The organism is Nocardioides sp. P4_G4 (assembly GCF_056401085.1).
Genome location: NZ_JBFUKA010000099.1, coordinates 1 through 13,734, shown reverse-complemented (window position 1 = coordinate 13,734; position 13,734 = coordinate 1). Strand labels below are relative to the sequence as shown.

Here is a 13,734-nt window from a genome sequence, read left to right as displayed (position 1 = left end):
GACGACATCAGCCCTGGGCGCGCTCGATGAAGGCGACGGCGTCGCCGACGGTCTTGAGGTTCTTGACCTCGTCGTCGGGGATCGTGACGCCGAACTTCTCCTCGGCCGCCACGACGACCTCGACCATCGAGAGCGAGTCGACGTCCAGGTCGTCGACGAACGACTTGTCGAGCTGCACGTCGTCGGCGTCGATGCCGGCGACCTCGTTGACGATCTCGGCGAGGTCGGCGCGGATCTCTTCGGTGGTGGCCATGGGGCCTTCCTTCCTGATGGGTGCTGCGGTGGTGGTGAAACGGGAAAACGGGGGGTGGGCGGTCAGGGGACCGTGACGACCTGGGCGGCGTACGAGAGCCCGGCGCCGAAGGCGATCAGCAGGGCGGTGTCCCCGCTCTTCGCGTCGCCCTCCTCGATCATCCGGTTGAGCGCCAGCGGGACCGACGCTGCCGAGGAGTTGCCCTGGTCGGCGACGTCGCGGGCGATGCGGACGTGGGCGGGCAGCTTCATCGACCGGGCCATCGCGTCGATGATGCGCATGTTGGCCTGGTGGGGGACGAAGACGTCGAGGTCGTCGAGCGTGACGCCGGCCCGGTCGAGGGCCTGCTGGCCGATCTTGGCCATGGCGAAGGACGCCCACCGGAAGACGGGGTTGCCCTGCATCACCAGGTGCGGCATCACGCCGCTGCCCGGCAGCTCGGGGCTGCCCACCACGTCGCGCCAGTCCTCGCGCTGACGGATCAGGTCGAACTGCTCACCGTCGGAGCCCCACACGACCGGACCGATGCCGGGAGTGTCGCTGGGTCCGACGACCGCCGCACCCGCGCCGTCGGCGAAGATGAAGGCGGTGCCGCGGTCGGTGAGGTCGAGGATGTCCGTGAGCCGCTCGACGCCGATCACCAGGACGTGGCGGGCGCTGCCGGCGCGGACGAAGTCGGAGGCCATCGAGATGCCGTGGCAGAACCCGGAGCACGCCGCAGAGATGTCGAAGGCCGCGGCATGGTCGGTGCCGAGCTCGTGTGCGACCGCGGTCGCCACGGCCGGGGTCTGGAGCAGGTGGCTGACGGTGGCGACGACCACGCAGTCGATCTGGGAGGCGTCGAGGCCGGCACGCTCGAGGGCGATCCGTGACGCCTCGACCGACATCATCTGGACCGACTCGTCCGGACCGGCCCAGCGCCGGGTCTTGATGCCCGAGCGCTGCTGGATCCACTCGTCGCTCGAGTCGATCGCGTCCACGACCTCGGAGTTGGGCACCAGGCGGACGGGCCGGTAGGCGCCGACGCCGAGGATCGCGGCGTGGGGTGCACCCGAGCCGGGGGTGATCGCGGCGCCCATCAGGCGGCACCGCCCTGCGGGTGCAGGCGGACCAGCGGCTGGCCGGGGGAGACGATGTCGCCGTCCTCCACCAACCACTCGACGACCTGCCCGCCGTGCAGCGCGGTGACCGGGGTCCGGTCGCGGGTGCTGGCGACCTCGCCGATCGTGCAGCCGGCGGGGAGGACCTCGACGTCCGAGGCCTCCTCGGAGCGGTGGAAGGTGCCCTTGCCGGGGGAGACGACCATCCGCCACGTGGGGGTGGTCTCGATGACCGACTGCTCGCCGTGCTTGTCGACGAACGCCCGGGCGGCGTCGAGCTGGTCGGGCGTCTTGAGGGCGAAGGTCTCCACGCCCTTCATCGCGCGCTTGGCGATGCCGGTGAGCGTGCCGGCCGGCGGCATCTCCAGGATGCCGGTGACGCCGAGGTCGAGCATGGCGTCCATGCACAGGTCCCAGCGGACGGGAGCGGCGATCTGGCCGACGAGCCGGGCCAGCACCTCGCGGCCGTCGTGGACGACCTGGCCGTCGCGGTTGGAGATCACCGCGGTGCGGGGGTCGTGGGTGGAGACCGAGCGGGCCAGCGACGCGAGGCGCCCCACGGCCGGCTCCATGTGCGTGGTGTGGAAGGCGCCGGCGACGCTCAGCGGGATGAGGCGGGCCTTGGCCGGCGGCGCGTCCGCCAGGGCGGCGAGCTGCTCCATCGTGCCGGCGGCCACGATCTGGCCGGGTCCGTTGTCGTTGGCCGGGGTGAGGCCGTGCTTGTCGAGCGACGCGAGGACCTCCTCGCGGTCGCCACCGAGGACGGCGGTCATGCCCGTCGGGGTCTGTGCGGCAGCAGCGGCCATCGCGTTGCCGCGCTCGCGGACGAGGACCATGGCCTGCTCGGCGGTGATCACCCGGGCGCCCGCGGCGGCGGCGATCTCACCGACGCTGTGGCCGGCGACCGCACCCACCCGCTGGAAGGCGTCGCTGGGGTGCGGGAAGAGGTCGAGGGCGGCGATCAGGCCCGTCGCGACCAGCAGCGGCTGCGCGATCTCGGTCCGCCGGATCGTCTCGGCGTCCGCCTGCGTGCCGTAGTGGGCCAGGTCCAGGCCCGCCACCGTGGAGAGCCAGTCGAACCGGCTGGCGAACGTGGGTTCCTCGAGCCAGGGCTCGAGGAAACCGGGGGTCTGGGCACCTTGGCCGGGAGCGACAATGACGAGCACCCCTCAAGAGTGACGGGTCGAGGCCCCTGTGTGGCGGGTCGGCGTCCACGAAAAGAGCACCCGATTCTTTGTGGGATCCCTACAAAGAAGTGGAGGTCGTCACTCGCGACCGGACTGCCGACCCAGGACGAGCGCGATCTGGATCGTGAAGGCGTCGCGGGGTCGCGTCGGGGTGAGACCGGTGACCGTCGCGGCCTGCTTGAGGCGGTAGCGGACCGTGTTGGGGTGCACGAAGAGCGTGCGTGCGGTGGCCTCGATGGACCCGCCGTGCAGGAAGTACGTCGCCAGGGTCTCGATGAGGGTCCCGCGCGCCCCCAGGAGCGGCAGGTAGACGTCGTCGACCAGGCTGCGCCGGGCGTGGCCGTCGCCGGCGAGCGCACGCTCGGGCAGCAGCTCGTCGCTGCGCACGGGTCGGGGCGCCTGCGGCCAGCCGGTCGCGGAGCGGTGCGCCGACAGTGCCGCGCGGGCCGACGCGTGGGCGTGGGAGAGGTCCGGGGCGCCCGGCYCGACGACGACGGGTCCCTCGCCGAAGTGGTCGACGATCCGCAGCGCCGACTTGTGGGGATCATCCACCCCGCCGAGGATCACCACCAACCGCTCGCCCTGGGTCGCGCACAGGGCGTCCATGCCGCAGGCGAGCGCGGTGCGGCGTACCTCCTCGAAGACGTCGGTCTCGGTGCGCTGGGCGGGGATCCGGCCCAGCACGACCGCCACGTCGCCACGAGCGCCCCAGCCGAGGGCGCTGGCGCGCGAGAGCACCGTCTCGTCGGCCTCGGAGCGGAGCACGGCGTCGACGACGAGGGCCTCGAGCCGGGCGTCCCACGCGCCGCGCACCTCTGCCGCCCGGGCGTAGACCTCCGCGGTCGCGAACGCGACCTCGCGGGCGTAGCGCAGCACCGCCTCGTGCACCGACGGGGCGTCGGCGGGCTCGAGGATGTCGTCGATGTTGGCCTCGACCACCTCGATGGTCAGGCGGACCAGGTCGACCGTCTGCTGGAGGGTGATCGCGCCGGTCAGCTCGCGCGGGGCGGCGCCGAAGACGGAGGCGGACAGGGGAGCGGACATGCCGCCACCGGTGTCGAAGTACCAGTCGACGAAGCCCTTGACGCCCGCCTGGACGATGACCCCGACCCACGATCGTTCCTCGGCGCCGAGGTCGTCCCACCAGGACATCCGGCTGGACATGGCGCCGGTCGCGGCCGTGCTCAGACTGCCGGTCGCGCGCTGGAGGGCAGCCGAGATGCGGTCCCGCTTCTCCTGCTCGGCCCGGCCCATGACCCGAGGCTAGTCACACCCGCACCAGCCGTCACCCGGCGGTCGACGACAGGTGGAAGGTCGGCGTCGGTCAGGTAACGAACGGGGCGCAATTGCGACGGAAATCCTCCTGGCGTGGGACCAAGGGCCCTTGACAGGAAGGAGTTCTGCTTGAATCACCCTCTGACCCCCGTGCGGCACCACCACGCGGCACCACCACGCAGCACCACCACCCAGGAGGTTCGGTGAGCGGCAGCGGAGCCCCTGTGCAGCCACAGGTCCAGCACGTGACGATCCACGGACACCGGCGCGCGTACGTCGTCGCCGGTTCCGGACCCGCCCTGCTCCTGCTGCACGGCCTGGGCTGCGACCACACGACCTGGGCGCCGGTCATCGACTCGCTGTCGCGGCGCTACACCGTGATCGCCCCGGACCTGCTCGGGCACGGTGAGTCGGACAAGCCGCGCGCGGACTACAGCGTCGGTGGCTACGCCAACGGCATGCGCGACCTGCTGACCGTGCTGGGCATCGACCGCGTCAGCGTGGTCGGCCACAGCTTCGGCGGGGGCGTGGCGATGCAGTTCGCCTACCAGTTCCCCGAGCGCACCGAGCGCCTCATCCTCGTCGCCTCCGGCGGGCTCGGCCCCGAGGTGACGCCCGCGATCCGGGCGATCACCACGCCGGGCTTCCAGCAGGCCATGGGAGTGCTGACCCTCCCCGGGGTCCGCCACGTCGGCACGGCCGGGATGCGCGCCCTGGCCGCGACCGGGATCCGGGCCACGCGCGACCTGGCCGAGCTCGCCGAGATCTACGACTCGTTCAAGGACCGCCGCACCCGGGCGGCGATCCGGCACGTGGTGTGCGCGGTCGTCGACTGGCGGGGCCAGATCGTGACCATGTCCGACCGGGCCTACCTCACCGACGCGATGCCCATGTGCGTGGTGTGGGGCCGCAACGACCAGGTCATCCCGGTCCGGCACGCCGGCAACGCGGCCGTGCTGGCCCCCAGTGCCCGGGTCGAGATCATCCCCAACGCCGGCCACTTCCCGCACAAGGACCACCCGCAGCGGTTCGTGAAGATCGTCAACGACTTCATCCGCTCCACCGAGCCCGCGGTCTACGAGCGCGAGCGCTGGCGCGACCTGCTCGACAGCGGCCCGGACCCCATGCCGCTCCAGGCCGAGGCCGGCGACGCCCCGGTCGCGCCGGTGCACACCCTCGATGCGAGGACGGGCACCGGCGCCTGACCGGGCTCAGGCCCTCAGGCGTCGCCGCCCTCCTGCTTGACGTCCTTGACTGCGGTCGGGTCGTCGATGCGGTACTTCGCGGAGGCCTCGACGACCTTGTCGGCGGAGATCTCGCCGGCGTCGGCGAGGGCCTGGAGCGCCTGGACCACGACGCTCTGGGCGTCGATGTGGAAGAAGCGCCGGGCGGCGGGCCGGGTGTCGGCGAAGCCGAACCCGTCGGCACCGAGCACGCGGTAGTCGGCAGGCACCCAGCGGGCGATCTGCAGCGGCACCGCGCGCATGTAGTCGGAGACCGCGACGACGGGGCCCTGGACGCCGGCCAGCTTGTCGGCGACGTAYGGCGTGCGCTTGGCGTCGCCCGGGTTGAGCAGGTTGTGCTCCTCGGCGGCGACGGCGTCACGGGCCAGCTCGTTCCAGGAGGTGACCGACCAGGTGTCGGCCTGGACACCCCACTCCTCGGCCAGCATCCGGGCCGCGTCCGCGACCCAGGGGTAGCCGACGCCGGAGGCGAGCAGCTGGACCCGGGGTCCCTCGCCCTCGGCGGTGCTGACCTTGTGGATGCCCTTGAGGATGCCCTCGACGTCGACGTCGGCGGGCTCGGCCGGCTGGCTGACGGGCTCGTTGTAGACCGTGATGTAGAAGATCACGTCCTCGGCGTCGGCGCCGTACATCCGCTCGAGCCCCGACTGCATGACGTGGCTGACCTCGTAGGCGAACGCGGGGTCGTAGTGCACGACCGCGGGGTTGGTCGCCGCGAGCAGGGGGGAGTGGCCGTCAGCGTGCTGGAGGCCCTCACCGGTCAGCGTGGTGCGACCTGCGGTGGCGCCGATGAGGAAGCCCCGCGCCAGCTGGTCGGCCATCGCCCAGATCGAGTCGCCGGTGCGCTGGAAGCCGAACATCGAGTAGAAGATGTAGAACGGGATCATGTGCTCGCCGTGCGTGGAGTACGCCGAGCCCGCGGCCGTGGCCGAGGCCATCGCGCCCGCCTCGGAGATGCCCTCGTGGAGCATCTGGCCCTGCGCCGACTCCTTGTAGGAGAGCAGCATCTTGCGGTCCACGGGGTCGTACTGCTGGCCGCCGGGGTTGTAGACCTTGGCGCTCGGGAACATGGAGTCCATGCCGAACGTGCGGTACTCGTCGGGCGCGATCGGCACGATGCGCTCGCCGATCTCGGGGTTCTTCATCCAGTCGCGCAGGAGCCGGACGACGGCCATGGTGGTCGCGAACTTGTTCTTGCCCGAGCCCTGCTTCAGCTCGGAGTAGACCTCGTCGCCGGGCAGCTTGAGCGAGCTGGCGCGCAGGACGCGGCGCGGGACCGAGCCACCGAGCTGCTTGCGGCGCTCCATCATGTACTCGATCTCGGGGGAGTCCTTGCCGGGGTGGAAGAACGGCGCCCCGCCGGTCTTCTCGTAGGAGTCCTCGAGGTCGCGGTCGCTGATCGGCAGGTAGAGCCGGTCGCGGAACTTCTTGAGGTCCTCGGGGGTCAGCTTCTTCATCTGGTGGGTGGCGTTCTTGCCCTCGAGGGCGTCGATCGTCCAGCCCTTGATGGTGTGGGCCAGGATCACCGTCGGCTGGCCGACGTGCTTGGTCGCGGCATCGAACGCGGCGTACACCTTGCGGTAGTCGTGGCCACCGCGCGGCAGCTTCTCGATCTGCGAGTCGCTCATGTGCTCGACCATCTTGCGCAGGCGCGGGTCGACGCCGAAGAAGTCGTCGCGGACAAAGCCGCCGTCCTCGGTCGAGTAGGTCTGGAACTGGCCGTCGGGGGTGGTGTTCATCCGGTTGACGAGGACGCCGTCGACGTCCTTGGCGAGCAGGGCGTCCCACTCGCGGCCCCAGATGACCTTGACGACGTTCCAGCCGGCGCCACGGAAGTTGGCCTCGAGCTCCTGGATGATCTTGCCGTTGCCGGTCACCGGGCCGTCGAGCTGCTGGAGGTTGCAGTTGATGACCCAGGTGAGGTTGTCGAGCTCCTCGCGGGCCGCGACGCGGATGGCGCCCAGCGACTCCGGCTCGGCCATCTCGCCGTCGCCCATGAAGGCCCACACGTGCTGCTGCGAGGTGTCCTTGATCTTGCGGTTGTGCATGTAGCGGTTGAAGCGGGCCTGGTAGATCGAGTTGATGGCCGTGAGGCCCATCGAGACCGTGGGGAACTCCCAGAAGTCCGGCATGAGCCGGGGGTGGGGGTAGGACGGCAGGCCGGCGCCGGCACCGTGCTGGACCTCCTGGCGGAAGCGGTAGAGCTGCTCCTCGGTCAGGCGGCCCTCGAGGAAGGCGCGCGAGTAGATGCCCGGGGACCCGTGGCCCTGGATGTAGAGCTGGTCGCCTCCACCCTCGTGGTCCTTGCCGCGGAAGAAGTGGTTGAAGCCGACCTCGTACAGGCTGGCGGAGGACTGGTACGTCGCGATGTGGCCGGCGACCTCGAGGCCCTTGCGGTTGGCGCTGGAGACCATGACCGCGGCGTTCCAGCGGATGAAGGCCCGGATGCGGCGCTCGATGTCCTCGTCGCCGGGGAACCACGGCTCGCGCTCCGGGGGGATGGTGTTGATGTAGTCGGTGCTGCGCAGCGCCGGGACGCCGACCTGCTTCTCGCGGGCCCGCTCGAGCAGCCGCAGCATCACGTAGCGCGCACGCTCGCGACCCTTGTCGTCGAGCATCGCATCGAAGGAATCGAGCCACTCCAGGGTCTCGTCCGGGTCGATGTCGGGCAGCTGCGTGGGCAGCCCCTCGTGGATCACCGCGCGCGGCTGGGCGGCAGAGGAGGGGGTCTCGTTGGTCTTGGACTCATCACTCACCTGTGCATCGTGTCACGCACGGCCAGTCCACGAAATCTACCCATCAGTACGCCCTCAGGAGCGGACGAGGACGCCCGTTCAGCGGGACAGGGTTGCGACTCGGCGACAACTCCGATGGACTACCACCCACTTCCGCACTCAGGTGCGGACCACATGACGAACGGAGGCGTGGCGTGAGCTCGACGGTGGGTGGCGGAGCCGCCCCGGCAACAGGTGCCGCAGAGCGACTGGGCATCGGGCCCGGAATGGTCATCCAGGAACTCGGCTGGGACAACGACGTCGACGACGAGCTCAGGGTCTCGATCGAGGACACCATCGACGCAGACCTGGTCGACGGCGACTACGGCAACGTGGTCGACGCGGTCATCCTGTGGTGGCGCCGAGACGACGGCGACCTCGTGGACGGCCTGGTCGACGCCCTGACGGACCTCGTCGGCGGGGGAGCCATCTGGCTCCTGACGCCGAAGGTGGGACGACCCCAGAGCGTGGACGCGGCCGACGTCGCGGAGGCGGCCCCCATCGCGGGCCTCTCGCAGACGACGACGGCGGCGGTCAGCGCAGAGTGGCAGGCGAGCCGGCTGGTCGCGCCCAAGACACCCGCCTGACCCTCGGGCGGTCCGGCTGCCGCTCGGACCGCCACACACGCAAGGATCAACATTGGTCATCTCACTGCGCGCGCACGCCGCCACGGCGGTCACGACCCTGCGCGTGCTCGGCGGGGCCGGAGTCATCCGGCCCTACGGTCCGCGCACGCTGGTCGCGCTCGGTCGCACCATCGTGCGGTGGGGGACCGGTCCGGCGGGCGGCTTCGCGTCGCTGGCGGTCCGTGACCCCGACCGGGTCGGGCTGGTGGACGAGCTCGGCGAGCTGACCTTCGGGGAGATGCACCGCCGCAGCAACGCCCTGGCCCGGGGCCTGGCGGAGCTGGGGGTCGGTGAGGGCGACTCGGTCGCCATCATGTGCCGCAACCACCGCGGTTTCGTCGACGCGTCCGTCGCGGTGGCCAAGCTCGGCGCGGACCTGCTCTACCTCAACACCGCCTTCGCCGGCCCGCAGCTGGTGGACGTGCTGGAGCGTGAGCAGCCGGCCGTGGTCGTCCACGACGAGGAGTTCACCCGGCTGCTCTCCGCGGCGCACGTGGAGCAGCGACTCATCGCCTGGGCCGACTCGGACGCCGGGACGAGGATCGAGTCGCTGATCGAGAGCAACGACGAGTCCGACCTGGACCCGCCCGGGCGCCACGCCCGGATCGTGATCCTCACCAGCGGCACCACGGGCACCCCCAAGGGGGCGCCCCGCAACGAGGCCGGCATCGACGCGGCCGTCTCCATGCTGTCGCGGATGCCGCTGCGCCGCGGCTGGCGCACGCACATCGCGGCCCCGCTCTTCCACACCTGGGGCTTCGCCCACCTCGCCCTGGCCATGCTGCTGGGCTCGACGGTCGTCCTGCACCGGAAGTTCGATCCCGAGATCGCGCTGCGCACGGTCGAGGAGCACCGGTGCGAGTCGCTCGTCGTGATCCCGGTGATGCTCCAGCGGATCCTGGCGCTCGACGAGGAGGTGCTGTCGCGCTACTCGCTGCCCAGCCTGCGGGTCGTGGCCGCGTCGGGCTCCGCGCTCCCCGGCACCCTGGCCACCTCCTGGATGGACCACTTCGGGGACAACCTCTACAACATCTACGGCTCCACCGAGGTCGCCTACGCCTCGATCGCGACGCCCGAGGACCTGCGCGAGTCGCCCTCGTCGGCCGGCCACCCGCCGTACGGGACGATCGTGCGGATCTTCGACGCGGACGGTGACGAGGTCCCGCAGGGCACCTCGGGGCGCATCTTCGTCGGCAACACCCTGCTCTTCGAGGGCTACACCGGTGGGGGCAGCAAGGACATGATCGACGGGCTGATGGCCACCGGCGACGTCGGACGCTTCGGCGACGACGGGCGCCTGTACGTCGACGGGCGCGACGACGAGATGATCGTCTCCGGCGGGGAGAACGTCTTCCCCAAGGAGGTCGAGGACTGCCTCGTCGGCCACGACGCCGTAGCCGAGGCGGCGGCGGTCGGGGTGGACGACGACGACTACGGCATGCGGTTGAGGGCCTTCGTCGCCCGCAGGAGCGATGTCACCGAGGACGAGCTGAAGGAACACGTGAAGAACCACCTGGCCCGCTACAAGGTGCCGCGCGAGATCGTCTTCCTCGACGAGCTGCCGCGCAACGCCACGGGCAAGATCCTCAAGAAGGACCTGGCCCACTGGGACGAGGACACCGAGGAGGGGGAAGGATGACGGGCCTCACCCTGGGCGCCCCGGCCCCCGACTTCGCGCTGCGCGACCAGTTCGGCCAGGACGTCACCCTGAGCTCCTACCGCGGCGTCAAGGCCGTGCTGCTGCTGTTCTACCCGTTCGCCTTCTCGGGGGTCTGCACCGGCGAGATGTCGATGATCCGGGACCGGCTCGACGAGTTCATGACGTTCGACACCGAGGTGCTGGGCATCTCGTGCGACCCCGTCTACGCGCTGCGCTCCTTCGCCGACGCCGAGGGCCTCAACTTCCCGTTGCTGTCGGACTTCTGGCCGCACGGCGAGGTGTCGCGGGCCTTCGAGGTGTTCGACGAGGCCAAGGGTTCGCCGTACCGCTCGTCGTACGTCGTCGACCGCGACGGGGTGCTGCGGTGGGCCGTGCACAACGCCAACGCCGAGGGGCGCGACCTCGACCAGCACCTCGAGCAGCTCCGCGCGGCGGTCGGCTGAGGCTGGTCTAGACGGATCGGCGAAAATTTCGACCGATCTCCACGAAACCCACGACACCTTTGGGTGGTCCTCGTATTGTTCAATGTGTTGAACCGCTGGTGACCCGAGACGCCAGCGGTTCAACTCATTTCATAGGGTGGTCGGACACGCGTCGGTAGCTCAGCGGTAGAGCACTCGGTTTACACCCGAGCGGTCGGCGGTTCGAAACCGTCCCGACGCACCACTTTCCTCGCCCTTCCCCCTCCTCGTCCCGCACCGTGGCGTGCCACAGTGGCGGCAGTCACGACGAGGAGGAGTTGCCATGTTCGTCCCGTTCAGCGTCACGGACTTCATCGACCGCGCCCGCACCGTCTACGGCGAGCGCGTGGGCGTGGTCGACGAGCCGGACCAGCCGGCCCCGTCCCTCGGAGGTGTGACCTACGCCGAGCTCGACGTCCTGGCCCGCCGGCAGGCGGCCAGGCTCGACGAGCTCGGCCTCGAGGTCGGCGACCGCATCGCCGTCGTGTCGCACAACTCGGCCCGCCTGCTGGCGTCCTTCTTCGGCGTCGCCGGCTCCGGCCGGGTGCTGGTGCCGGTCAACTTCCGGCTCCGCCCAGACGAGGTGTCCTACATCGTCAAGCACTCCGGTGCCCGGGTGCTGTACGTCGACCCCGAGCTCGACGAGGAGCTCTCCGGCGTCACCGCCGAGCACCGCTTCGTGCTCGGCGACGACGCCGACCTGTTCGCCCCGGAGGGCGTCGAGCCCCGCGCCTGGGAGCCCGACGAGTCCGCGACCGCGTGCATCAACTACACCTCCGGGACCACCGCGCGCCCCAAGGGCGTGCAGATCACCCACCGCAACATCTGGGTCAACGCCGTCACCTTCGCCATGCACGCGGCGGTCACCGACCGCGACGTCTACCTCCACACGCTGCCGATGTTCCACGCCAACGGCTGGGGGATGCCGTTCGCGATGACCGGACTGGGTGTGCCGCAGGTCGTGCTGCGCAAGGTCGACGGGGCCGAGATCCTGCGCCGGGTCCGCGACCACGGCGTGACCGTGATGTGCGCGGCCCCCGCGGTCGCCGCGGCCGTGCTGGAGGCGGCGCAGACCTGGGAGGGCGAGATCCCCGGGCGGGACAGGGTCCGCATCATCATGGCCGGCGCCCCGCCGCCCACGAAGACGGTCGTGCGCGTGGAGGAGGAGCTGGGCTGGGAGTTCGTCCAGATCTACGGCCTCACCGAGACCKCGCCGCTGCTGACCTTCAACCGCACCCGGGCCGAGTGGGACGACCTGTCGGCCGAGGAGCGGGCGGGGCGACTGACACGCGCCGGCGCCCCGGCGCTCGGCGTACGCCTGCGGACCGACGAGAACGGCGAGGTGCTGGCGCGGTCCAACGTCGTCCTGGAGGGCTACTGGGAGCAGCCGGAGGAGTCGGCCCGCGCGCTCGACGGCGGCTGGTTCCACACCGGCGACGGCGGCGTCATCGGCGACGACGGCTACCTCACGATCAGCGACCGCAAGAAGGACGTGATCATCACCGGCGGGGAGAACGTCTCCTCGATCGAGGTCGAGGACGTGCTCTTCTCCCACCCGGCGGTCGCCGAGGTGGCCGTCATCGGGGTGCCGAGCGAGAAGTGGGGCGAGACCATCAAGGCCCTCGTCGTGCTCGCCGAGGGGTCGGACGTCACCGAGGCCGAGCTGATCGCCTGGTGCAAGGACAAGGCGGCCGGCTACAAGGCCCCGACGTCCATCGAGTTCCGCGAGGTGCTCGCCCGCACGGCCACCGGCAAGCTGCAGAAGTTCAAGCTGCGACAGCCCTACTGGGAGGGCCGGGACCGGCAGGTCAACTGACCGGGGCCACCGGCGAGGGCGCTAGCCTGCCCGCATGTCCGCCCCCACACTCGCCGAGGTCGTCGACCTGCTGCACGGCTGGTACCCGCCGGACACCGCCGACTCCTGGGACGCGGTGGGGCTGGCGGCCGGTGACCCCGCGGACGTCGTACGCCGGGTGCTCCTCGCCGTCGACCCCGCGCCGGAGGTGGCGCGGGAGGCCGTCGAGTGGGGCGCCGACCTGCTGGTGACCCATCACCCGCTCTTCCTGAGCGGTGTTCACGGTGTGGCCGCGACGACGCCCAAGGGACGCACGCTGCACACGCTGCTGACGGGCGGTTGCGCGCTGCTCAGCGCGCACACCAACGCCGACCAGGCGGTCGGCGGGGTCTCGGAGTCGCTCGCCCTGGCGCTGGGGCTGCGCGACCCGATCCCGATCATCCCGGCCCCCGGGAGCGCGGGCACCGGCACCGGCCGGGTCGGGTCCGTCGAGCCGACCACCCTGCGGGCCTTCGCCGAGCACGTCGCGTCGGTCCTGCCGACCACGGCCCACGGCGTCCGGGTGTCCGGCGACCCGGACCGGCCCGTACGACGGGTGGCGCTGTGCGGGGGAGCGGGTGACTTCCTGCTCGACCAGCTCGTGGCGACGGACGTCGACGTCTACCTGACGAGCGACCTGCGGCACCACCGTGCGGGGGAGTTCCGCGAGCACGACGGCCCGGCGCTGGTCGACGTGGCGCACTGGGCGGCCGAGTGGACGTGGCTGCCCGTGGTGCAGGCCCGGCTCGCGGACGTGATGGGCGATAGGGTCGAGGCTCGCGTCAGCACCCGGTGCACCGACCCCTGGACCTTCAGGGTCGACCGTCCCCCGGTCGAGCCCAGCACGACCCCGCAGAGCCCCACCCGAGGAGAGCGTTGAAAGCCGACCCGCAAGCCCAGTTGAAGCTGCTCGACCTCCAGAAGGTCGACGCGCGACTCGACCAGCTGCGCCACCAGCGGCGTGCGCTGCCCGAGATCGCCCGGATCGCGGAGCTGCAGACCGGGCGGGGCGACGTCGACGACCGGCTGCGCGACGCCCGGATCGTGGTCGACGACCTGAGCGCCGAGCAGCGCAAGGCCGACGCCGACGTGGAGCAGGTCAAGGCCCGCCGCGTCCGCGACCGCGAGCGGATGGACTCGGGCGCCATCACCAGCCCCAAGGACCTCGAGCGGATGCAGCACGAGCTGACCTCCCTGGACCGCCGGGTCAGCACGCTGGAGGACGCCGAGCTCGAGATCATGGAGAAGCTCGAGGAGGCGCAGGCCACCCACGACCGGCTCGCCGCCCAGCTCGCCGAGACCGACGCCCAGGTCGTCGAG

Annotated in this window: 12 protein-coding genes and 1 tRNA gene; 8 read left to right on the top strand and 5 right to left on the bottom strand. The window is 71.1% G+C overall.

Features of this window, described 5'->3' with window-relative positions; translation table 11 throughout:
• Positions 1-7: 7 nt before the first annotated feature.
• The 4 genes from AC1DQF_RS18765 to AC1DQF_RS18750 all read right to left on the bottom strand — a co-directional run bounded on the left by AC1DQF_RS18765 (position 8) and on the right by AC1DQF_RS18750 (position 3,794).
• Positions 8-253, bottom strand: a complete 246-nt coding sequence (locus tag AC1DQF_RS18765) for an acyl carrier protein (protein WP_056886223.1) — start codon at positions 251-253, stop codon at positions 8-10.
• Positions 254-315: 62 nt separating this feature from the next.
• Positions 316-1,332 carry a beta-ketoacyl-ACP synthase III gene (locus AC1DQF_RS18760; RefSeq protein ID WP_477526748.1) on the bottom strand — a complete coding sequence of 339 codons (1,017 nt, stop codon included), beginning with the start codon at positions 1,330-1,332 and terminating at the stop codon, positions 316-318.
• On the bottom strand, positions 1,332-2,519 hold the full coding sequence (locus tag AC1DQF_RS18755) for an acyltransferase domain-containing protein (protein ID WP_477526747.1): 1,188 nt from the start codon (positions 2,517-2,519) through the stop codon (positions 1,332-1,334). The genes AC1DQF_RS18760 and AC1DQF_RS18755 overlap by 1 nt, the downstream gene beginning before the upstream one ends.
• Before the next feature lie 99 nt (positions 2,520-2,618).
• Positions 2,619-3,794 carry a PucR family transcriptional regulator gene (locus tag AC1DQF_RS18750; RefSeq protein WP_477526746.1) on the bottom strand — a complete coding sequence of 392 codons (1,176 nt, stop codon included), beginning with the start codon at positions 3,792-3,794 and terminating at the stop codon, positions 2,619-2,621.
• Positions 3,795-4,060: 266 nt separating this feature from the next.
• Here AC1DQF_RS18750 and AC1DQF_RS18745 point away from each other — a divergent pair, with 266 nt between their 5' ends.
• On the top strand, positions 4,061-5,020 hold the full coding sequence (locus AC1DQF_RS18745) for an alpha/beta fold hydrolase (protein WP_477526745.1): 960 nt from the start codon (positions 4,061-4,063) through the stop codon (positions 5,018-5,020).
• 14 nt (positions 5,021-5,034) lie between these two features.
• Here the strand turns inward: AC1DQF_RS18745 and aceE are convergent, their stop codons facing one another.
• Positions 5,035-7,815 carry a pyruvate dehydrogenase (acetyl-transferring), homodimeric type gene (aceE, locus tag AC1DQF_RS18740; protein ID WP_477526744.1) on the bottom strand — a complete coding sequence of 927 codons (2,781 nt, stop codon included), beginning with the start codon at positions 7,813-7,815 and terminating at the stop codon, positions 5,035-5,037.
• Between the two features lie 173 nt (positions 7,816-7,988).
• On the opposite strand from aceE, the gene AC1DQF_RS18735 reads away from it, so the two are divergent.
• The 7 genes from AC1DQF_RS18735 to AC1DQF_RS18705 form a co-directional block, all read left to right on the top strand.
• Complete coding sequence (locus tag AC1DQF_RS18735) at positions 7,989-8,420, top strand: DUF3052 domain-containing protein (RefSeq protein WP_477526743.1); 432 nt, start codon at positions 7,989-7,991, stop codon at positions 8,418-8,420.
• Between the two features lie 52 nt (positions 8,421-8,472).
• On the top strand, positions 8,473-10,098 hold the full coding sequence (locus AC1DQF_RS18730) for an AMP-binding protein (RefSeq protein WP_477526742.1): 1,626 nt from the start codon (positions 8,473-8,475) through the stop codon (positions 10,096-10,098).
• Positions 10,095-10,562 carry a peroxiredoxin gene (locus AC1DQF_RS18725; RefSeq protein WP_477526741.1) on the top strand — a complete coding sequence of 156 codons (468 nt, stop codon included), beginning with the start codon at positions 10,095-10,097 and terminating at the stop codon, positions 10,560-10,562. The genes AC1DQF_RS18730 and AC1DQF_RS18725 overlap by 4 nt, the downstream gene beginning before the upstream one ends.
• Before the next feature lie 148 nt (positions 10,563-10,710).
• Positions 10,711-10,785: transfer RNA gene (locus tag AC1DQF_RS18720), tRNA-Val, on the top strand.
• Positions 10,786-10,863: 78 nt separating this feature from the next.
• Positions 10,864-12,396 (top strand): AMP-binding protein, encoded by a 1,533-nt coding sequence (locus AC1DQF_RS18715; RefSeq protein WP_477526740.1) that lies wholly within the window; start codon positions 10,864-10,866, stop codon positions 12,394-12,396.
• Positions 12,397-12,430: 34 nt separating this feature from the next.
• Positions 12,431-13,294, top strand: a complete 864-nt coding sequence (locus AC1DQF_RS18710) for a Nif3-like dinuclear metal center hexameric protein (RefSeq protein WP_477526739.1) — start codon at positions 12,431-12,433, stop codon at positions 13,292-13,294.
• 20 nt (positions 13,295-13,314) lie between these two features.
• Positions 13,315-13,734, top strand: a 420-nt coding sequence (locus AC1DQF_RS18705) for a zinc ribbon domain-containing protein (protein ID WP_477526738.1), incomplete at its 3' end; no start/stop codon positions are given.